We start from the raw sequence: 20,277 nt of genomic DNA on the forward strand, positions 1-20,277 counted from the left end.
GGTATCGTTCCGCCGTGCCTGCCGAACCCCGCCTGTCCCGACGCAGCGTGATCGCGACCGCTGCGCTAGTCCCCGGCGCCGTCGCGCTGGCCGGCTGCAAGGACGACCAGCCAGGCTCGAGTACGCCGGGTGCCGTCAACCCCACCTCGTCGGGTAAGCCGCCCGAGGAGACACCGACGGTCGACCCCGCGATCGTCGCGGCACTCAGTACGGCGGCGGCCCAGGTGACTCAATTGTCGCTCATGTTCGCCGGCATGACCCGGAAGTTCCCCGCCCTGCGGACCCAGCTCGCGGCCGGCGCGAAGTACCACGCGAGTCACCTGGCCAAGCTGAAGGAAACTGCCGGCGTGACCGCGGCCGCCGGCAAGGCTCCCGTCGTACCGAGCTCGTCGGCGGCCGCGCTGCTCGCCCTGGCCAACCAGGAGAAGGCCATGGCGATCGCCCATACGACCGCGGCCGCCAAGGTGTCCGGCGCTCCTGCTCGCCTGCTCGCGATGATCGCGGCCGCCGAGACCCAGCTGGCGACCACGCTGACCCCGAAGAAGAAGGCAGACGCCTCGTGAACCAAGTCGAAGCTCTGCAGGCTGCACTGGCCGGCGAACACGCCGCGCTATACGGCGTCGGAGTGGCCGGCGGGAAGCTCAGTGGCGCCCGCTTCAAAGCCGCGACCGATTCCTACGAGCAGCACCGCCGCAACCGCGACCGCCTGGCCGCACTGGTCGTTGCGGCCGCCCAGACCCCGGTCGCAGCAGAACCGGCGTACGACCTGCCGCAGGCGGTCACGAACGCAGCAACCGCGGCTGCACTGATCCTGCTGATCGAGCGCCGGGTGGCGGCCGTGTACGGCGACCTGGTCGAGGCGGCCGAACAAGCTCCGGTCCGGGCGCTCGCGATCGAGAGTCTGCTCGAAGCCGCCACCGCACAGATCGCCTGGGGCGGCGCCCCGGTCGCGTTCCCGGGCCTCGCCTGATGGCCAAACGCTGCCCCTGCGGTCTAGGTGCGACGTACGACGACTGCTGCGGCAGCCTGCACGAGGGGCACACGTCAGCCACCACCGCCGAGCAACTGATGCGCTCGCGCTACACCGCCTTCGTCGTCGGCGACACCGCGTACCTCCTGCGCACCTGGCACTCGACGACCCGCCCACCAAAGCTGCGCCTGAGCGACAACATTCGGTGGACGGGTCTCGAGATCCTCGGGAGCACCGGCGGGAGCGCCTTCCACTCCGACGGCACCGTCGAGTTCCGCGCGAGCTACGCCGGCGGCTCCCAGCAGGAGAACAGCCGCTTCGCCCGCGAGAACGGCGAATGGATGTACGTCGACGCTATCGACGGCGGCGCCACGGGCCGGTGATGGCGTACGTGATGCCGGGCGTGTAGACGTTGAAGAACATCGTCCGGCCGTCGGCGGAGAAGCCGACGCCCGACAGTTCGCCGTACTCCGGCTCCTCCGGCGTGCCGTTGTTCACCCGGTTCCGGGCGAACTTGAACACCTTGCCGTCCTCCGTCGTACCGAGGATGTGCTGCTCGCCGAGCCCGTCCTCGCACATCATCAGACCGCCGTACGGCGACATCGTGATGTTGTCGGGTGCATCGAACTCCGGGTCGTCCGATCCGGGCGAAGGCCGGGTGAAGATCACCTCGAGCCGCAGCGTCCCCTTCCGCGGGTCGTACCGCCAGACCTGCCCGTCGTGGTCGACCTTCGGGCCGAGCTCGGTCCGGGCGAACGATGAGACGAAGTAGACGCAGCGGTCCCGATCGCCCCACCAGCAGCCTTCGAGCTTGTAGCCACCGGTGATCGGCTTGGCGAAGTCCTGCGCCCGGACGGACTCGGTCGTCGCCAGCGGATCCGGCACCTTGACCCACTGAACGCCGCGGAACAACGTGCCCGGCTCCTGGACGACGGACAGGTCCGGCAGACCGGGGATGTGCATGGCCTGCAGCTCCCCACCCGCGCGCAGGGTTCCCCAGCCACCCCGCGGGCGCTTCGGCAGGAACCGGTAGAAGCCTCCGAGCGGCGCGACGAACGCGTCCTCGGTCTCGTACACGATTCCGGTCGACGGATCGATCGCGACCGCCTCGTGCTGGAACCGGCCCATCTCCTTCAGCGGGAACGGATGCACGTTGCGGCGATCGTCGTACGGGTCGACCTCGAAGATGAAGCCGTGGTCCTTGGTGTAGCCGCTCTCGCCGGCCTTGAGCTCGGTCTCCTCGCAGGTCAGCCAGGTGCGCCACGGGGTATGGCCGCCAGAGCAGTTGATCGCCGTACCACCCAGGCTGACGAACTCCTTGGTGGCGCCGTTGTGGCGGTCGACCACCAGCGTGCTGGTACCACCGGCGCCGGCCGGGTCGTACGTACGGTTGGCCGGAGCGACCACCTTGATCGCCGAGGTCGGGCTGCACTCGTGGTTGCGAACCAGGCGGGTGCCGCCGTGACGGTCCGGGAACACGCCCATCCCGTCGAACCGGCTCGGGATCTCGAGCCCGTCCGGCCGGACCGTGCCCTCGCGCGACAGGATCTGGTAGTGGAACCCGTGCGGCAGGTCGAGCATCCCGGCCGGGTCCTCGATCAGCGGGCCGTACCCGATCTTCGGCCCGGACGTGCCGAGCGCGGGCTGCGCCGTGTACAGCGCCTCCACCGAGCCGGCCAGGCTGACCGCGACTCCGGCTGCGGCGGCACGGCCGACGAACTGACGCCTGGACAGGGAGTTGGACTGGACTTCGGACACGGTGAGGCCTCCTCGTGGGCGGAAAGAGCTGCCGGTCACCGATGAACGTACGGTGAACGGCAGGCAACGACAAGGCGAACCGCGTGCCCTTCTCGTGCGGACCGCTAGGCACCGAGGACGTGCTGGATGCCTGCCACCGCGGCGCCCCGGGCCCAGTCGGAGAAGGTCAGCGGGGTGGCGAGGAGTTCGAGTGTGCAGCGCTGGGTCTCCAACGGCCCGGGGCGGAGCCGATCGTCGATCACCTCCTGCAGCGCCGGTGAGTCGGTGAACGCCGCGATGTCCTCGCCGGCCAGCACGATGCAGGTCGTCTGGAGCGCCCCCGCGAACGAGGCCACGACATGCCCGAGCGCCCGGGCCGCGTCGTCGAGCCGACGGGCTGCGAGCGCGTCGCCGCCGGACCGGGCCCGGACGAGGTCGGTCAGAGTGACGGGGTGCTTGGCTCCCGCCGAGGCGTTGCGCTCGAGATCCTCCCGGTTCAGATAGGCCGCCACGCAGCCCCGGTGGCCGAGGCCGCAGCTGGGCCCGCTGCTGTCAACGGGTGCGTGCGCCAGCAGATGACCGTTGTCGATCAGTTCCTCGACGGCGATTCCTTCCCGGACGACGCCCACACCGAGCCCGGCGCCGACGGTGATGATGCCGAAGGTCGAGTGAGTGCGGCCGGCGCCGAACCACAGTTGCTCGCGCGCCAGCGCGGTGACGTCGTTGGTGACGATGATCGGCAGGCCGGTCCGATCCTGTAGCGGTCCGCCGAGATCCACCTCGCTCCAGCCCAGGAACGTCCCCTCCCGGACGACCGAGCGGCCGGCGATCACCCCGCCCACGGACACCCCGACCCCGTCCACGCTCGGCACCTTCGGAGCGAGCCTGTTCACCAGTTGGGCGATCAGCTTCACGGTGGCCGCAACCGGCACGACACCGTCCCCCTCGCGCCGGGGCAGGGCCGCCCTCGTGGTCGCCTTGACCTCACCGAACAGGTCGCAGACGACGCCGTACGCCGTGTCGCCGGTGAGCTTGACGCCGACGACGTGCCGGGCACTGGGCACCGCGGTCAGGACGTGGCGAGGCCGGCCGATCGCTGCCACCGACTCGGGGTCCTCGGTGGCGATGCCGCCACCGATGAGGGCCCGCGCCAACCGGGACATCGACGCATAGGAGAGGTTGAGCCGGTCGCCCAGATCACCCCTCGTCGCCGGCCCGTGGATCAGCAACTGGCGGGTGACAGCGAGCTCTCCCGCGGTCAGCAGCCCTCGCTCACCGGCCGACCGTTCAGACGCACCCGTCACTGCCATCCGCCCAGCTTACAAAGACGCCTTGTGACCCTTGTCACAGTGGCCAGCATGGCTTATTTTCAATCTGACTGTAAATAGGCCCCAGACCCCGGCGTGCACAGTCCCCGGGCGAAGGAGAGCTAAATGGTCACAACGACCTCGATCCGGCCGGCGAAGACCGGCCACGCCAGGAACGGTCCGCGCGACGACACCCGTCTGGCGCTGCTGTTCATCCTGCCCGCACTGGTCGGCTTCGCCGTCTTCCTGGTCTGGCCGACCTTGCGCGGGATCTATCTCAGCTTCACGAAGTTCAATCTGCTCACCCCGCCGGAGTTCAACGGCCTGGACAACTACGTCCGGATGATCCAGGACCCGGTGTTCTGGAACGCGCTGAAGGTGACGCTGTACTACGTGGTCCTGAACATCGGCTTCCAGACGGTGCTCGCCCTGGTGATCGCGGTGATGATGCAGCGGCTGACCCAGCGGACCTGGCTGCGCGGCATCGTACTGACGCCGTTCCTGGTCTCGAACGTGGTCGCCGCGATGGTCTTCCTCTGGATCCTCGACTACCAGCTCGGCATCGGGAACACGATCCTCGCCTCGATCGGCCTGGAGCGGATCCCGTTCCTGTCCGACAGCGCCTGGGTCATCCCGACCATCGCCTTCATCAACGTCTGGCGGCATGTCGGCTACACCGCGCTGCTGATCTTCGCCGGCCTGCAGACGATCCCCGAGACCGTCTACGAGGCGGGCCGGATCGACGGCGCGAGCGAGGTACGGATGTTCCGCAGCATCACGGTGCCACTGCTGCGCCCGATCCTGTCGCTGGTCCTGATCATCACGGTGGTCGGCTCGTTCCAGGTCTTCGACACCGTGGCGATCGCGACTCGCGGTGGCCCGGTCGACTCCTCGCGGGTGCTGCAGTTCTACATCTACGACGTCGCGTTCAGCCGTTTCCAGTTCGGCTACGCGTCGGCCATGTCGGTGGCGCTGCTCGCCGTACTGGTGATCGTGACCTTCGTCCAGTACCGGCTCACCCGCGCCGAGTCCTCCGACCTGGCCTGAGGAGGAATCATGACCACCGACACCACTGCGAAAGTCGCCACCGTGGCCCCCGTGACCGTCAAGGACCGCCCGGCCGCTCCGAGCGAGCCGCACCGGTTCAGCCCCGGTCGTGCACTGGCCTGGACCTTCATGATCCTGGTGATCCTCGTCAGCCTGTTCCCGTTCTACTGGATGCTGCGCACTGCGCTGTCCAGCAACAACGCCCTCTACGCCGGCTCCGACAACCTGCTACCGGTGCAGACCTCGGCCGGCGGGTTCGAGCGGGTCTTCGGGCTGCAGACCGGGCAAGAGGCCATCGACGCCGGTGGCGCCGGACAGGCGATCAACTTCTGGCGCTACCTGTTCAACTCCGTCGTCGTCGCCACCCTCATCACGGCCGGGCAGGTCTTCTTCTCCGCGATGGCGGCGTACGCGTTCGCGCGGCTGCAGTGGAAGCACCGTGAGAAGGTCTTCGCCTTCTTCCTGGCCGGCCTGATGATCCCGGCCATCTTCACCCTGCTGCCGAACTTCGTGCTGATCAAACAGCTGGGTCTGGTCGACACCCTGCTCGGCATCGCGCTACCGACGATGTTCATGACGCCGTTCGCGGTGTTCTTCCTGCGCCAGTTCTTCCTCGGCATCTCCCGCGAGGTCGAAGAGGCCGCACTGATGGACGGCGCCTCCAAGGTCCGGGTGTTCTTCCGGCTCATCCTGCCGATGTCGGTGGCCCCGATCACGACGCTGGCGATCCTGACCTACATCGCCTCCTGGAACGAGTACTTCTGGGCGCTGATGGTCAGCTACACCGACAAGTCACGCGTCCTCACCGTCGCGCTCGGCGTCTTCAAGTCCCAGACGCCGCAGACCGGCCCGGACTGGTCCGGACTGATGGCCGCCACGCTCGTCGCCGCCCTGCCGATGCTCGTGCTGTTCATGCTCTTCGCGAAGCGCATCGTCAACTCCATCGGCTTCAGTGGGATCAAGTGAGGAGCCCGGCATGATCACCTTCCGGCAACGGATCCGCACCGCGGTCGCGCTGCTCACCGCGGCGGCCCTGACCGCGTGCGGCGGTACCACCGGCAGCAGCGCGAACGGCACCATCGAGTACTGGCTGTGGGACTCGGCCCAGCAACCGGGCTACCAGAAGTGCGCAGATGCGTTCCAGCAGGCCAACCCCGGCCTGAAGATCCACATCTCGCAGTACGGCTGGGACGCCTACTGGTCCAAGCTGACCGCAGGCTTCATCGCCGACACCGCACCCGACGTGTTCACCGACCACCTGTCGAAGTTCGCGCAGTACGTCGATCTGAAGGTGCTCCGCCCGCTCGACGACCTCGGCCCGACCAGCGACATCAAGGACGGCGACTACCAGGAGGGCCTGGCGGAACTGTGGAAGGGCCAGGACGGCAAGCGGTACGGCGCCCCGAAGGACTGGGACACGATCGCGATCTTCTACGACGCTGCCGCTCTCAAGGCGGCCGGCGTGGATCTCGCCGAGCTGCAGAACCTCACCTGGAACCCCCAGGACGGCGGCACCTTCGAGAAGCTCGTCGCCCATCTCACCATCGACGACAAGGGCGTCCGGGGTGACGAGCCGGGCTTCGACAAGTCCCACGTGAAGACGCACGGGCTCGCTTCCGAGGGCTCCGGTGGCGGTGGCTGGGGTCAGACGCAGTGGTCGGCCTTCGCCGGCAGCGCGGGCTGGCAGGCGACCGACAAGAACCCGTGGGGTACGAGGTTCAACCTGAACCAGCCGGCCCTCCAGGACACGCTGAGCTGGTACTTCGGCCTGGTGCAGAAGGGATACATGCCCAGCTACGAGGAGATCGGCGGCGCGAACGCGATCGGCACCGACAAGCAGATCCAGTCCGGTACGGCGGCCCTGGGCCTGAGCGGGTCCTGGATGATCTCCAGCTTCACCAAGCTCACCGACTCCGCCGGCAAGAAGCTGGACATCGGTCTGGCGCCGACCCCGATCGGGCCGAGCGGGAAGCGGGCGTCGATGTTCAACGGCCTGGCCGACTCGGTCACCACGCTGTCGAAGCAGCCCGAGAACGCCGCGAAGTGGGTCAAGTTCCTGTCCGGCGAACAATGCCAGAACCTCATCGGCCAGTCCGGCGTGGTCTTCCCGGCCAGGCCGGCCGGCACCGACCTGGCGATCGCCTACAACAAGTCCGAGCGCAAGCTCGACGTCACCCCGTTCACCCAGCAGGTCGCGGACAAGACGACGTTCCTGTTCCCGGTCACGACGAACGCGGCCGACATCGCCGCGCTGATGGCGCCACGGTTGGACGCCGTTTACATCGGCAGCTCGCCGATCAGCTCGCTGACGAAGCTCAACACCCAGCTGGACGATCTGTTCAAAGTCGCCCAGTAGGGCCAGGCCGGGTGGACCACGGCGGTCCACCCGGCCTCCCGCAGCGTTACTGGTAGCAGGGCTTGCTGAACTCGTACTTCTCCGCGGTCTTCCCGGTGAAGAAGTCCTTCTCCACCGTCACTCCGGTCGGGGCCTTCGGGTCGACCTTGGAGATGATGCTCTGCCGGAACACCCGGTCGTTCGGCTCGCCGCCGAACTTGCCGGCCGCCGCCGGCAGCATCCCTTCGTAGTCGACCGTCTCCAGCGACTTCACCGCGGCCAGCAGCCCGGCCCGGGTCAGGTCCTTGGACTCGACGGCCTTCTGCAGGGCGGCCTTCATCGGGTACGACCAGACCCAGCCGGCCGTGTAGCCGTCGTTCGGCGCGGCCTTGAAGGTCGCCTGGTCCAGCGCCCCGGCGAGCGCCTTGTGCCCAGGCGTGTCGGTCCCGTACGGCGCCCAGGGTCCGGACTGCCGGTACAGCGCAGTCAGCGCGGGCGCGGCCGGGCTCTTCAGCAATGCCGGGTTCCAGGTCGGGCTGGTGCCGATGAACTGGCCCTTGAACCCGTTCTGCGCGGCGCCGCCGACGATGGTCGCCGCCTCGGTCGGGCCGGTGCTCACGATGACCAGATCGGGCTTGGCAGCGAGCAGCTTCTGGATCGCGGCGCCCTGGTTCTCCTGCCCGGGCGCGGTCGGGATGTCGGTGAACTTCATCCCGTTGGCCTCGGCCGCGAGCTTGGTCCCGGCCGCCGCGTCGTCGCCGTAGTCACCCGGGAAGTGCACCGCGGCGACACTCTTCGACTTCAGTGTCTCGGCCGCGAAGTCGACCGAGTTCATCGACTCGAAGCAGTAGTTCGTCCCGGACTCCAGGATCACGTCCTCGAACGCCCAGGCCGAGGTCCACGACGCCGGTACGCCGATCACGCTGCTGGACTTGAGATCGCCGAGGATGGCCGCGGTCGTCGGCGAACCGAGGGTCTGGGCCAACCCCAGTACGTCGGGCTTGATCTCGGCGTACACCTCGTTGTGGGTCTGCGGGTTGTACTTGTTGTCCTTGACGTACTTGGTCACGTCGACCTCGAAGGCCCCGATCCCGCCGGCCTCGTTGACCCGCTTCCAGAACGCCTTCTGGCTTTCGGTGATCGGTACGCCGAGAGCCTTGAACGGACCCTCCGTGAGGTCCGAGATCGACCCCAGGTAGATGCAGCCCTTGGCCTTGTCCACCGCGGCCGGGCAGGCCTCCTTGGTGACCCCGACGTCGAACTTGACGCCGGAGTCGCCCTCCTGTGTCTCCGGTGCGTCGTTCCGGCATCCCGCAACGGTGGTTGCGATCATCGCCAACGCCATTACCAGCGCGATGGTGGGCCCTCGTCGAACGGTCATCGATACTCCTTCAGTGCGAGAACGGCCATGACTTCCAATAGGTGCGGAGCCGGATCCAGATGCCGAACAGCCCCCGCGGTTCGAAGATCAGGAAGCCGATGATCAACAGGCCGTACAGAATCGTTTCGACCTGGAAGACCGTGATGCCCCCGGATCCGGAGCTGCCACTGATGAACGGCAGGACGGCGGGGAGTTCGCGGGTGACCCGCGGCAACAGCGTGATGAACAGCGCGCCGAGCACCGATCCCGAGATGGTGGCGACACCGCCGATCAGGATCATCGCGATGTACTGCACCGACATCCCGAGGTTGAACGATCCGGGCTCGACGAAGCCGATCATCACGTACAACAACGCACCCGCGACGCCGGCGTAGAACGACGACACCGCGAACGCGATCATCTTGTAGCGGGTCACGTCGACCCCGACCACCTCGGCGGCCAGGTCCCGGTCCCGGACCGCCGCTAGCGCCCGGCCGATCCTGGACCGGACGAGATTGCGGGCCAGTACGCCGAAGATCACCAGCAGCACGAGCATCAGCAGATACAGCTTCTGCGCCTTCGTGAACAGCTCCCCGTCGACCGCGAACTCGATCCCGAACAACTCCGGTACGGCGGCCGGCCGCCCGACCCCGACTCCCCCGGTGAGATCGCGCCAGTGCTTGAAGATGTGCTCGCCGATGAACACCAGCCCGAGCGTCACGATGGCCAGGTACAACCCGCGCAGCCGAGCCGTCAGTGGCGCGACGATCAGCCCGGCCAACCCCGCGACCAGACCGGCGGCGAGCAACCAGACCGGCAGCGACGTGATCCCGAACCCGATCAGCCGGGTGCTGTCCGGATCCCCTGACACAGCCGCCGCCGTGTACGCCCCGATCGCCAGGAAGAACGCATGCCCGAGCGAGACCTGACCGCCGTACCCGGTCACGATGTTCAGGCCGATCGCGCCGATCGACGCGACACAGGCAGTGGCCAGGACGACGAGGATGTCGTCGGTGAGCAGGAACGGCAGCGACACCGCGGCCACTGCCAGGACGCCCGTCCACATCCGCTTGGCCGGTGTGTTGAGCAAGGCCATGTCCTGCTTGTACGACAGGTAGAGCAGCGGTCGGCTCATATCCTTTCCACCTCTCTGCTGCCGAAGAGGCCATAGGGTCTGATCAAGAGGACGAGCAGCATCAGCAGGTAGGGGACGACGAGGAAGAAGTCGCCGCCGAAGACCGGACTCAGGTTTCCGCCGTAGTTGCCGATGAGCGCCTCGACCACCCCGATCGCAAGGCCGGCGATCACCGCCCCACCGAGTGAGTCGAGACCGCCGAGGATGATCACCGGCAAGGCCTTGAGGGCGGTCAGCCAGAGGTTTTGCTCCAGGCCGATGCCGGTCGAGAGGAATACTCCGGCGAGTCCGGCCAGCGCCGCCGCAAGCGCCCAGGACAGCGAGAACACCCGCCCAACCGAGATGCCCTGCGCGAGCGCGACCTCCTGATCCGACGAGGCCGCCCGCATCGCCAGCCCGGTCCGCGACCAGCGATAGAAGGCGAACAGCGCGGCGACCACGATCAGCGTCGTCACCAGCGTGGCGAGATGCCGCTGGTCCACCTTGACGCCCAGTACGCCGACCTGCCCCAACCCCCACGGGTCACCCATCTGGCGGATGTCCAGGCCGATGAAGGAGTTGACGACCGTACGGACGACGATGTCGACGCCGAGCGTGATGATCGCGATCACGAACACGGGCTTGCCGATCATCGGCCGCAATGCCAGGCGCTCCACGCCCGCGCCGAGCAGCGCGGTCAGCACCAGCGCGATCACGACGGCGAGGAAGAAGTTCATCGACAGCACGAAGTAGCTGACCAGCAGCGCGCCCGCCATCATGAACGCCGGCTGGGCGAAACTGATCACCCGCATCGACTTGTAGACGATCACGAAACCCAGCGCCAGCAGGGCATAGATCGATCCGTTGCCCAGACCGCGGACCACTGTCGCGACGAACTCGTTCACCGTGCACCCCCGGCGTACATGGATTCGACCAGCGCGGCGAACGACGTCGCGACCGCGGTGCGCTTCAGCTTCTGGGTGGCGGTCAGCTCGCCGTCCTCGTGATCGAGCAGCTTCGGCAGCAGCCGGAAGGACCGCACCTGCTCGACCGTCGCGAACCGTTCGTTGACCTCGTCCACGACCGTTTGCACCAGCGCGATCACCTCGGGTTTTGCGGACAGATCGCCGTACGTCGAGTACTGAAGCCGGTGGACCTGGGCCCAGTGGCCGACCGTGTCGGGCTCGATCCCGATCAGCGCGGCGAGGAACTTGCGCCGGTCCCCGATCACCAGCGCTTCCTTGATGTACGGCGATGCCTTCAGCGCGTTCTCGAACTCCGACGGGGCGATGTTCTTCCCACCGGCCGTGATGATGATGTCCTTCATCCGGTCGGTGATGCGCACATGCGTGTCGCCGACCCACTCCCCGACGTCGCCGGTGTGCAGCCAGCCGTCCGGCTCGAGGACGCTCGCGGTCGCGTCCGGGTCGTGCCAGTAGCCGGCGAACGTGCCGGGATGCCGGGTCAGGATCTCGCCGGTGCTCTCGTCGATCCGCACCTCGACGCCGTCATGCGGCTCGCCGACCGTTCCGACCTTCACCCGGCCGGGACGGTTGGCCGTCGCCACCGCGGTGTTCTCGGTCATGCCGTACACCTCGTGCATCGGCAGGCCGAGACCCATGAAGAACCGCAGCACTTCCGGCGCGATCGGTGCGGCCCCACACGCGGCGTACCGGACCTTCCGCAACCCGACGCGGTCCTTGAGCGCGCGATAGCAGAACAGCCAGCCGGCCAGGTAGACCGCTCGAGAGGCAGCCGTATGGCGTCCGTCGTTGGCCGCGAGTACGTCGCCGATCCAGTCCGCCCGCCGGAGCCAGAAGCCACCGATCACGCGCTTCACCGGATCGGCCGACTCGATCCGGATCCGCACACCGGCCGCGATCTTCTCCCAGATCCTCGGCACGCCGAACAGGACGGTCGGCTGGACCTCGTGCAGATTGGCCGCCACGGTCTCGATCGACTCGGCGAAGTGCACGCAGACCCCGGCACCGGCGCCGAACCAGCCGCTGAAGATCCGTTCGGCGACGTGACACAACGGCAGATAGGACAGCACGCTGTCGCGCGGCGACGGTGGTGGCGAGGTGAACCCGCCGCGCTCGATCAGCTCCTGGATGGCGAAGTCGACGTTCGCCGCGGTCAGCATCACGCCCTTCGGCGGGCCAGTCGTGCCGGAGGTGTAGATCAGTGTCACCACGTCGTCCGAGGTGGCCGCTGTCATCCGCTCGGTCACCGCGTCCGGTCGCTGCTCGGCATGGTCGGTGCCGAGGGCAAGGAATTCGGGCCACGCGATCAGGCGCGGGTCGTCGTACCGGTTCCGGATGCCGCGGGGCTCGACGTACACGATGTGTTCGAGGTCGGGAAGGTCGTCGACCGCGAGTGCCTTGTCGACCTGCTCCTGGTCCTCGGCGATCAGTACCTTCGCGCCCGAGTGGCGCAGCAGGTAGGCGACCTCGGCGACCGGGTTGGTCGGGTAGAGACCGACCGTGGCGGCACGGACCGCGACGGTGCCGACGTCGGTGTAGAGCCACTCCCGCCGGTTCTCGGAGTGGATCGCGACCCGGTCGCCCGGCTCGATGCCAAGGGCAAGCAACGCGTGGCCGACGAGGTTCGCGGTGTGCCAGTACTCGGCCCAGCTGACCTGCTGCCAGATGCCCAGATCCTTTTCCCGCAAGGCGATCGCACCCGGCGTCTCGGCTGCCCGGTCGCGCACCCGGCTGGCGATCGTCTTCATCGCATCACCTGGTGTTCCTCGCCCAGGTAGGCGCGGACCACATCGGGATCGGTCGCCACCTCACGCGGCAAGCCGGTCCGGATCGGCTTGCCGAAGTCGATCACCATGATCCGGTCGGCCAGATCCATCACCAGGCCCATGTCGTGCTCGACCATCACCATCGGCAGCCCCAGTTCGTCGCGGATGTCGAGGATGAACCGGGCCATGTCCTCGGTCTCCTCCAGGTTCATCCCGGCGACCGGCTCGTCCAGCAACAGCAGCTTCGGTTCGGACGCGAGCGCCCGGCCGAGCTCGACCCGCTTCTGCACGCCGTACGGCAGCAGGCCGACCGGGAGTCGCCGCCACTGCGCCAGCTCGAGGAAGTCGACGATCTCCTCGACGGCCTCGCGGTTGGCCAGCTCGTTGCGCCGGGCCGTACCGATCCACGCGAACGCGCTGAGCACCCCGTACGGGTGATGGTGGTGGCGGCCGAGCATGAGGTTGTCCAGCACGGTCAGGTTGGAGAACAGCTCGATATTCTGGAAGGTGCGGGCGATGCCGAGGCGGGCGATCTGGTGCGGCCGGCGACCGAGCAGATCCTCGTCGCCGAAGCGGACCGCGCCGCGGTTCGGGCGGTAGACACCCGAGAGCACGTTGAAGATCGAGGTCTTGCCGGCGCCGTTCGGCCCGATCACCGCGAACAGTTCGCCCGGGTTCACGGTGAAGCTGACGCCGTTGAGCGCGGTCACACCGTCGAACGCGAGTACGACGTCCTCGAACCTGAGTACCGGATCCGTCATGACAGCCACCGCTTCCGGCGGCGGTAGTGTTTGACGTCGCGAAATGACCTGGCCGATCCCTCGGCGCCGAGGCCGAGGTAGAACTCACGGACGTCGCCGTCCGCCAGGAGCTCGGCCGCGGGTTTGTCCATCACCATCGCGCCGTTCTCGAGGACATAGCCGTGCTCGGCGATCGACAACGCCATCGCCGCGTTCTGCTCGACCAGGAGCACGGTGGTGCCCTGCTGGTTGATCTGGACGATCACGTCCCGGATCTGCTGCACGATCAGCGGCGCCAGGCCGAGGCTCGGCTCGTCCAGCAGCAGGTACTTCGGATCCGACATCAGTGCTCGTCCGATCGCCAGCATCTGCTGCTCGCCGCCGGACAGGTACCCGGCCAGCTTGCGGCGCCGGTCGGCCAGCACCGGGAACAGCGCGTAGGTCCGGTCGAGGTTCGCCCGGATCGAACGCGGGCTGACGTGACCGCCGATCCGCAGGTTCTCCTCGACGGTGAGGTCGGCGAGGATCCGCCGGCCTTCCAGCACCTGCTTGATGCCCAGGGCAGCGATCCGGCTGGCGCCGTACGTATGGATCGGCTCGCCGTCGAGGGTGATCGAGCCGCGCCGGACCGCACCGTTGTGCACGTCGAGCAGGCCGGAGAAGGCGCGCAACAAGGTGGACTTGCCGGCGCCGTTCGCCCCCAGCAGGGCAACGATGCGCCCTTGCGGGACCTCGAGGCCGACGCCCCGCAGCACCAGCATCACGTCGTCGTAGACGACCTCGAGGTTCTTCGCAGCCAGCACCCGGCCTCCAGGATCCCCGACGGTTCCCAACCCACTTGGCGAGTGAGTGTGACAGCACGCGCAGTGAACTGAGAAGACCTGGCAGCCAGGAAATCTGACCCGTCACCCAAACCGTGACCGACGGTCAGGTGTGAAACCAGTTACGCCACTGGTATTACAACGAACGAACCCAGTTCGCGAGCAGCGTCGCGCCCGCGTCACCGGACTTCTCCGGATGGAACTGAGTGGCGGTCAGCGGACCGTTCTCGACCGCGGCGACGAAGCGGTCACCGCCGTACGTCGTCCAGGTGACGAGCGGGCTGACCGACTCGCGGGTGTCGGTGAGTTGCCAACTGCGGACGCCGTACGAGTGGACGAAGTAGAAGCGTTCCTTCTCGATGCCGTCGAACAGCGCGGTGCCGGTCGGGACGTCGACCGTGTTCCAGCCCATGTGCGGGACGGGCTCGGCGGATTCGGGCTGGAGCCGCTCGACCGTGCCGGGCCACTGGTCGCAGCCCTCGGTCTCGACGCCGTGCTCGATGCCGCGGGCGAACAGGATCTGCATGCCGACACAGATCCCCAGCACCGGGCGGCTGCCGGTCAGCCGGCGGTCGACGACGACGTCGCCTCGCACCGCGCGAAGGCCGGTCATGCAGGCCTCGAAAGCACCGACACCTGGGACCAGGAGGCCATCCGCGTTCAGCGCTTCGTCGTAGTCGGAGGTGACGGTGACGTCCGCGCCGACGCGTTGCAGCGCCCGCTCCCCCGACCGGATGTTGCCGGAGCCGTAGTCGAGCAGGACGACCTTCTTGCTCACAGTGCCGACCTCACAGGGCGCCCTTGGTGGAGGGAATGCCCGGCTGCCGCGGGTCCGGCTCGGCCGCCGCCCGCAATGCTCGGGCGAACGCCTTGAACTGGGCCTCGACGATGTGGTGCGGGTCGCGGCCGGACAGCACCCGGATGTGGATGCAGATCGCAGCGTTGAACGCGAGCGTCTCGAACACGTGCTGGGTCAGCGAACCCGCGTAGTCGCCGCCGATGATCGCGTATACCTGTCCGTCCGGCTCGCCGGTGTGGACGCAGTACGGGCGCCCGGACAGGTCGACCGTGCAGTGCACGAGCGCTTCGTCCAGCGGCACGGTCGCGTCGCCGAACCTTCTGATCCCTCGCTTGTCACCCAAGGCCTCGCGCAGCGCCTGGCCGATCCCGATCGCGGTGTCCTCGACCGTGTGGTGCGCGTCGATCTCGAGGTCGCCGACCGTGTTCACGTGCAGATCGAGCAGCGCGTGCTTGGCCAGCGCGTTGAGCATGTGGTCGTAGAACCCAACCCCTGTTGAGATCTCGGCGCGACCGGTGCCGTCCAGGTCGAGCTCGACCAGGACCTTGGACTCGCTGGTCTCGCGGTCGATCCGCGCACTCCGGCTCATGTCAACCTTCCCGTGTCTGTCTTGAGGACGCGCTCGAGTGAAGCGCGGAATGCGGCCATCTCCTCGCTGGTGCCGATAGAGACCCGCAGCCAGCCGTTCGGTCCGGTCTCGCGGATCAGTACGCCGTCGTCCAGCAGTGACTGCCAGACCGCGTGCCGGTCGGCGAACGTCCCGAACAGCACGAAGTTCGCGTCCGAGTCGACCGCGCGCAACCCCTGCGAACGCAGCCAGTCGACGGTCTCGTCCCGCTCGACCCGCAGCTGCTCGACCCGGCCGAGCAACTCGTCGGAGTGCCGCAACGCCGCCCGCGCGACCGTCTGGGTCACCGCGGACAGGTGGTACGGCAGCCGGACGATCCGCAGCGCGTCCACCAACTGCTTGCTCGCGGCAAGGTATCCGACCCGCCCGCCGGCCAGTGCGAACGCCTTCGACATCGTCCGCGCCACCGCGAGATTCGGGTACGACGGCAACAACGTCACCGCACTCGGAGTCCCGGTACGACGGAACTCCGCATACGCCTCGTCCACGACGACGACCGACCCCATCGCGGAGGTCCGGGCCGCGATCGCCTCGACCACGTCGATCGGGAGCGCCGTACCGGTCGGGTTGTTCGGTGAGGCCAGCAGGACGACCGACGGGCGGTGCCGCGAGATCGCCGCGAGCGCCTTGCTCTTGTCGAGGGTGAAGTCCTCCGCCCGTCGCCCCGTGACCCAGTCCGTATTGGTGTCCCGCGCGTACTCGGGATACATCGAGTACGTCGGCGCGAAGGAGAGCGCCGTACGTCCGGGGCCGCCGAAGGCCTGCAGGATGTGCAGCATCACCTCGTTTGACCCGTTGGCGGCCCAGACCTGCTCGGCCGTCAACTGCGCACCGGACTCGCGGCCCAGGTACGCCGCGAGGTCCGCGCGGAGGTCGAGGAACTCGCGATCCGGGTAGCGGTTCAGGCCGCGAGCCGCCTCGGTCACCGACGCGGCGATGTCCGCGACGGTCTCCTCGCTCGGGGGGTACGGGTTCTCGTTGACGTTGAGGAGGATCGGGACATCCAGTTGCGGGGCGCCGTACGGCTCGAAGCTCTTCAGCTCCTCGCGGATCGGCAGCCCGTCGAAACGACCCATCACTTCTCCCCAGGGAATCGCACGGACACCGCGGCCCCGTGAGCAGGCAGGTCCTCGGCGTGCGCCAGCGCGACCACGTGGCCGGCCACCTCCTGCAGCGCGTCGCGCGAGTAGTTGATGACGTGCACCGCCTTCAGGAAGCTGCGGACCGACAGGCCCGACGAGTGGCACGCGCAGCCTGCTGTCGGGAGCACGTGGTTGGAGCCGGCGCAGTAGTCACCGAGCGAGACCGGTGACCAGCCGCCGACGAAGATCGCGCCGGCGTTGGTGATCAGCCCGGCCCGCTCCTCCGCGTCCGCGGTCTGGATCTCCAGGTGCTCAGCGGCGTACGCGTCCACGACAGCCGTGCCCTGCTCCAGATCGTCCACGAGTACGACGGCCGACTGCTGCCCGTCGAGTGCTTCGTTGACACGGTCCTGGTGCTTGGTCTTCGCGACCTGCCGGGGCAGCTCCGCCTCGACGGCGGCCGCCAGGCTCTCGGATGGCGTGACCAGCACGCTGGCGGCCATCGGGTCGTGCTCGGCCTGGCTGATCAGGTCAGCCGCGACGTGCTCGGCGTTGGCGGTGTCGTCGGCAAGGATCGCGATCTCGGTCGGACCGGCCTCGGAGTCGATCCCGACCTCACCCAACAGGAACCGCTTGGCGGCGACCACATAGATGTTGCCGGGCCCCGTGATCAGGTTGACCTTCCGGCATCCGTCAAAGCCGTACGCGAACCCGGCGATCGCCTGCGCGCCACCCATCGCGTACACCTCCTCGATCCCGAGCAACGCACACACCGCAAGCACAGTCGGGTGCGGCAGACCACCGAACGCTGCCTGAACTCCTTCCCCGCCCCACCGCCCCGGTCGCTGTGGCGGGGATGCCACCGCCAGCGACGGCACCCCGGCAACCTGCGCCGGTACGACGTTCATCACGACGCTGGACGCCAGTGGCGCACGGCCACCGGGCACGTAGAGACCGACCCGCTGCACCGGCACGAACCGCTGGGTGACCCGGCCACCCGGCGCCGGCTCGGAGGCGATATCGGGAGTGAGCTCGTCCTGACTGACCTCGCGGACCCGGCGGATCGACTCCTCGAAGGCCGACCGCACCGTCGGATCGAGCTCCTCGAGGGCCGTCTTCAGCGCGTCGGCCGGAACCCGGACGTCCTCGACGTGGACATGGTCGAACCTCTCGCCGTACTCCCTGATCGCCTCGAGGCCGCGATGGCGGACGTCCAGGCAGATCGGTCGGACGACGTCGAGAGCCTTCTCGACGTCGAACACGGCTCGGGGGACGAGGGCATTCACTTCGGCTTGGAGGTCGGAGACCTCTCCGGCCGCCACTCGGCCCCGCAGGTCGACGCGGCGAATCATGGCGCCAGTCTAGTGGTGACGCCCCGGCGGGCTCGCGCCATATCCATCAGCTGGCAGTTACGAGGCGTGATCAGGGGTTCGCGTCCACTACTCTCGTCAACATGGACTCCCGCCTACCGCTGCTCACTGTCGACACAGTGATCTTTCCCGGGCTGGTGCTCCCCATTCCGGTCACCGATGTCCAGGGCCGCGCGGTCGTCCGCGACCTGGTGGAGAACGGTGGCGAACTGGTCTGCGGGGCGCTCGCCGTGCGGGACGGCTACGAGCTGGGCGAGCGGGTGTTCCGGTCGCTGTACGGCACCGGCTGCGCGGCGACGATCTCCGAGATCACGCTGGATCCGGACGACGACGGTCCGGTCGAGATCACGCTGACCGGCAACCGGCGGTTCAAGGTGGCCGAGCTGGACGGCGGCGGCGACTACCTGGTCGCCGACGTCGAGTGGCTCGACGAGGAGCTCGGCGACGACCCGCTCGGGACCGCGATGATCGCGGTCGATCGCTTCCGCAAGTACGCCGAAGCCGTCAGCCAGATCAGCCGCCCGGGCCTGCACATCGGCGACCTCCCGGACGACCCGAGCACGCTGTCGTTCCTGATGTCGGCCGCGATGACGTTGCTCACCCCCGACCGGCAGAAGTTGCTCGAGGCGAGCGATGTCACCGCCCGACTGGCCCAGCTCGTCGGCCTGCTGGACGGCGAACTCGCCGCCATCACGGCCCTCCCCTCGCTCCCGGCCGTCGACCTGATCAGCTGGTCGACAATGTCGCCGAACTGATCGCGCGGGCGATCGCCTGGCCGGTGGGCGCATGCTCGGGGTCGATCACGTGCTGCGCCATGACTCCGACCAGGAGGGCGTAATAGTAGGACCCCACCTCCCGCGCCCGCTCGACATCGGCCGCAGGATCGAGGCCGGCGAAGAGGGCGGCCAGACCGAGTCGGGCTCGTTCGGTGGCCTCGGCCAGCGCCGCCCGGAGGGTGGATTCGTGTTCGACCATCGCGAGTACGCCGAACTGCGCGGCCCACACGTGGTGATACCTCGCGAACAGATCGACGACGTACGTCCAGACCTGCTCGGGTGACCGGGCACCGCCGGCGATGAGCGCTTCCAACTCCTCGCTCCACTCGCCCATCAGCTCGATCGCGGCCCGCATCAGCAGGGCCTCCTTGGTGCCGTAGTGGTACCCGATCGATCCCAGGTTGGTGCCCGACGCGGAGACCAGGTCCCGGGCCGTGGTCCGCGCGTACCCCTTCTCGGCCAGGCAGGTCTTCGCCGCCGCCAGCAATGCCTCGCGATGTCCCATGCAGAACAGCGTAGCAGGGATTTACACATCGTATTATACGTTGTATAAATCTCTTAGCGAGGTCACCGAGTGAGGAGCGAGACGATGGACGGCAAGTACGTACTGATCACCGGCGCCACCAACGGGATCGGCCTGGCCGCCGCCCGCGAGCTGGCCGCTCGCGGCGCCCGGATCGGACTGGTCGCCCGCAACCGCGCGAAGGCCGAGAAGGTCGCGGCCGACCTCGGCGGGGCAGACGTGTTCGAGGCGGACCTGACCTCGCAGGCCTCGATCCGCGCGATGGTCGCCGAGGTGAAGGACCGCGCGCCGGCCATCGACGTACTGATCAACAACGCCGGCGCGATCTACGGCTCTCACCAGCTCTCGGCGGACGGGATCGAGCTGACCTGGGCGCTCAACGTCGTCGCGCCATACCTGATCACCACGCTGCTCGCCGACCACCTCTCCGCCGGCGCCCAGGTGATCGGGACGGCGTCCGACGAGCACGAGAAGGCCAAGCGGATCGACTTCGACGACCTGGCCGGCGAGCGGTACTTCTCGACCGGCGCCAAACTGACCGGCGGATCCCTGCGCAGGTACGGCGAGACCAAGCTCGCGCTGATCCTGCTGAGTGCGGAGCTGGGGCGGCGGATGCCGGCGATCCACACCTACGTCTTCGAGCCCGGGCTGGTCTCGACCGGGTTCAACACCAACAACGGCGTGCTGATGCGGGCCATGATGGCGATGACCAAGCCGTTCGCCCGGACTCCCGAGCAAGGTGCCGAGACCATGGTCTGGCTGGCCACCTCGCCGGACATTGCCGACGACACCGGCCTCTACTACTCGCGGGAACGGCGTACCGATCCCTCGACCGCCGCGCAGGACCAGGCCGCGGCCGGGCGGCTCTGGGAGACTTGTGCCGAGCAGACCGCGCTACCGAATTGAATCCCAGCGCGGT

21 protein-coding genes are annotated in these 20,277 nt (G+C 68.0%); 8 read left to right on the top strand and 13 right to left on the bottom strand.

Features of this window, described 5'->3' with window-relative positions; translation table 11 throughout:
- The first annotated feature begins 14 nt into the window (after positions 1-14).
- From AB0L70_RS11840 to AB0L70_RS11850, 3 genes are read left to right on the top strand one after another with little or no spacing between them, the layout of a single operon-like run.
- Positions 15-563, top strand: coding sequence for a cell division protein FtsK (locus tag AB0L70_RS11840; protein WP_363682828.1), 549 nt, complete (start codon positions 15-17; stop codon positions 561-563).
- Entirely contained in the window at positions 560-970 is a 411-nt protein-coding gene (locus AB0L70_RS11845; RefSeq protein WP_363682830.1) for a ferritin-like domain-containing protein, read from the top strand. Before AB0L70_RS11840 ends, AB0L70_RS11845 begins: the two co-directional genes overlap by 4 nt.
- Positions 970-1,353, top strand: a complete 384-nt coding sequence (locus tag AB0L70_RS11850; protein WP_363682832.1) for a YchJ family metal-binding protein — start codon at positions 970-972, stop codon at positions 1,351-1,353. Before AB0L70_RS11845 ends, AB0L70_RS11850 begins: the two co-directional genes overlap by 1 nt.
- Here AB0L70_RS11850 and AB0L70_RS11855 read toward each other — a convergent pair.
- On the bottom strand, positions 1,325-2,728 hold the full coding sequence (locus AB0L70_RS11855; protein WP_363682834.1) for an alkaline phosphatase PhoX: 1,404 nt from the start codon (positions 2,726-2,728) through the stop codon (positions 1,325-1,327). The two genes, AB0L70_RS11850 and AB0L70_RS11855, sit on opposite strands and share 29 nt — an antisense overlap.
- Positions 2,729-2,832: 104 nt before the next feature.
- On the bottom strand, positions 2,833-4,017 hold the full coding sequence (locus AB0L70_RS11860) for an ROK family protein (protein WP_363682836.1): 1,185 nt from the start codon (positions 4,015-4,017) through the stop codon (positions 2,833-2,835).
- Positions 4,018-4,140: 123 nt separating this feature from the next.
- On the opposite strand from AB0L70_RS11860, the gene AB0L70_RS11865 reads away from it, so the two are divergent.
- From AB0L70_RS11865 to AB0L70_RS11875, 3 genes are read left to right on the top strand one after another with little or no spacing between them, the layout of a single operon-like run.
- Positions 4,141-5,061, top strand: coding sequence for a sugar ABC transporter permease (locus tag AB0L70_RS11865; RefSeq protein ID WP_363682838.1), 921 nt, complete (start codon positions 4,141-4,143; stop codon positions 5,059-5,061).
- Positions 5,062-5,070: 9 nt separating this feature from the next.
- Positions 5,071-6,027: a carbohydrate ABC transporter permease gene (locus AB0L70_RS11870; protein WP_363682840.1), complete on the top strand. Its 957-nt coding sequence runs from the start codon at positions 5,071-5,073 to the stop codon at positions 6,025-6,027.
- 10 nt (positions 6,028-6,037) lie between these two features.
- Complete coding sequence (locus AB0L70_RS11875; RefSeq protein ID WP_363682842.1) at positions 6,038-7,417, top strand: sugar ABC transporter substrate-binding protein; 1,380 nt, start codon at positions 6,038-6,040, stop codon at positions 7,415-7,417.
- Between the two features lie 46 nt (positions 7,418-7,463).
- Here AB0L70_RS11875 and AB0L70_RS11880 read toward each other — a convergent pair whose 3' ends face one another.
- The 10 genes from AB0L70_RS11880 to hisD all read right to left on the bottom strand — a co-directional run bounded on the left by AB0L70_RS11880 (position 7,464) and on the right by hisD (position 18,041).
- Positions 7,464-8,777, bottom strand: coding sequence for an ABC transporter substrate-binding protein (locus AB0L70_RS11880; RefSeq protein ID WP_363682844.1), 1,314 nt, complete (start codon positions 8,775-8,777; stop codon positions 7,464-7,466).
- 10 nt (positions 8,778-8,787) lie between these two features.
- Positions 8,788-9,891, bottom strand: coding sequence for a branched-chain amino acid ABC transporter permease (locus tag AB0L70_RS11885; protein ID WP_363682846.1), 1,104 nt, complete (start codon positions 9,889-9,891; stop codon positions 8,788-8,790).
- Positions 9,888-10,775 carry a branched-chain amino acid ABC transporter permease gene (locus AB0L70_RS11890; RefSeq protein WP_363682848.1) on the bottom strand — a complete coding sequence of 296 codons (888 nt, stop codon included), beginning with the start codon at positions 10,773-10,775 and terminating at the stop codon, positions 9,888-9,890. The genes AB0L70_RS11885 and AB0L70_RS11890 overlap by 4 nt, the downstream gene beginning before the upstream one ends.
- Complete coding sequence (locus AB0L70_RS11895; RefSeq protein WP_363682850.1) at positions 10,772-12,601, bottom strand: AMP-binding protein; 1,830 nt, start codon at positions 12,599-12,601, stop codon at positions 10,772-10,774. Before AB0L70_RS11895 ends, AB0L70_RS11890 begins: the two co-directional genes overlap by 4 nt.
- Positions 12,598-13,380, bottom strand: coding sequence for an ABC transporter ATP-binding protein (locus AB0L70_RS11900; RefSeq protein ID WP_363682852.1), 783 nt, complete (start codon positions 13,378-13,380; stop codon positions 12,598-12,600). The genes AB0L70_RS11895 and AB0L70_RS11900 overlap by 4 nt, the downstream gene beginning before the upstream one ends.
- The gene (locus tag AB0L70_RS11905) at positions 13,377-14,120 is read right to left on the bottom strand and encodes an ABC transporter ATP-binding protein (protein WP_363683389.1); all 744 of its coding nucleotides are present in this window, start codon (positions 14,118-14,120) and stop codon (positions 13,377-13,379) included. Before AB0L70_RS11905 ends, AB0L70_RS11900 begins: the two co-directional genes overlap by 4 nt.
- Before the next feature lie 196 nt (positions 14,121-14,316).
- Positions 14,317-14,958, bottom strand: coding sequence for an imidazole glycerol phosphate synthase subunit HisH (hisH, locus tag AB0L70_RS11910; protein ID WP_363682854.1), 642 nt, complete (start codon positions 14,956-14,958; stop codon positions 14,317-14,319).
- A 10-nt stretch (positions 14,959-14,968) separates the two neighbouring features.
- Complete coding sequence (gene hisB, locus AB0L70_RS11915; RefSeq protein WP_363682856.1) at positions 14,969-15,568, bottom strand: imidazoleglycerol-phosphate dehydratase HisB; 600 nt, start codon at positions 15,566-15,568, stop codon at positions 14,969-14,971.
- Positions 15,565-16,683: a histidinol-phosphate transaminase gene (locus tag AB0L70_RS11920; protein WP_363682858.1), complete on the bottom strand. Its 1,119-nt coding sequence runs from the start codon at positions 16,681-16,683 to the stop codon at positions 15,565-15,567. The genes hisB and AB0L70_RS11920 overlap by 4 nt, the downstream gene beginning before the upstream one ends.
- Complete coding sequence (gene hisD, locus AB0L70_RS11925; RefSeq protein ID WP_363682860.1) at positions 16,683-18,041, bottom strand: histidinol dehydrogenase; 1,359 nt, start codon at positions 18,039-18,041, stop codon at positions 16,683-16,685. The genes AB0L70_RS11920 and hisD overlap by 1 nt, the downstream gene beginning before the upstream one ends.
- Positions 18,042-18,142: 101 nt before the next feature.
- Here hisD and AB0L70_RS11930 point away from each other — a divergent pair, with 101 nt between their 5' ends.
- The gene (locus AB0L70_RS11930) at positions 18,143-18,814 is read left to right on the top strand and encodes an LON peptidase substrate-binding domain-containing protein (protein ID WP_363682862.1); all 672 of its coding nucleotides are present in this window, start codon (positions 18,143-18,145) and stop codon (positions 18,812-18,814) included.
- On the opposite strand, the gene AB0L70_RS11935 is transcribed toward AB0L70_RS11930, so the two are convergent.
- The gene (locus AB0L70_RS11935) at positions 18,786-19,340 is read right to left on the bottom strand and encodes a TetR/AcrR family transcriptional regulator (RefSeq protein WP_363682864.1); all 555 of its coding nucleotides are present in this window, start codon (positions 19,338-19,340) and stop codon (positions 18,786-18,788) included. The genes AB0L70_RS11930 and AB0L70_RS11935 overlap by 29 nt on opposite strands.
- A 69-nt stretch (positions 19,341-19,409) precedes the next feature.
- Between AB0L70_RS11935 and AB0L70_RS11940 the strand changes: the two genes are divergently transcribed.
- Entirely contained in the window at positions 19,410-20,264 is an 855-nt protein-coding gene (locus AB0L70_RS11940) for an SDR family NAD(P)-dependent oxidoreductase (protein WP_363682866.1), read from the top strand.
- Positions 20,265-20,277: the final 13 nt, after the last annotated feature.

It is taken from the genome of Kribbella sp. NPDC051952, assembly GCF_040680855.1.
GTDB lineage: Bacteria > Actinomycetota > Actinomycetes > Propionibacteriales > Kribbellaceae > Kribbella.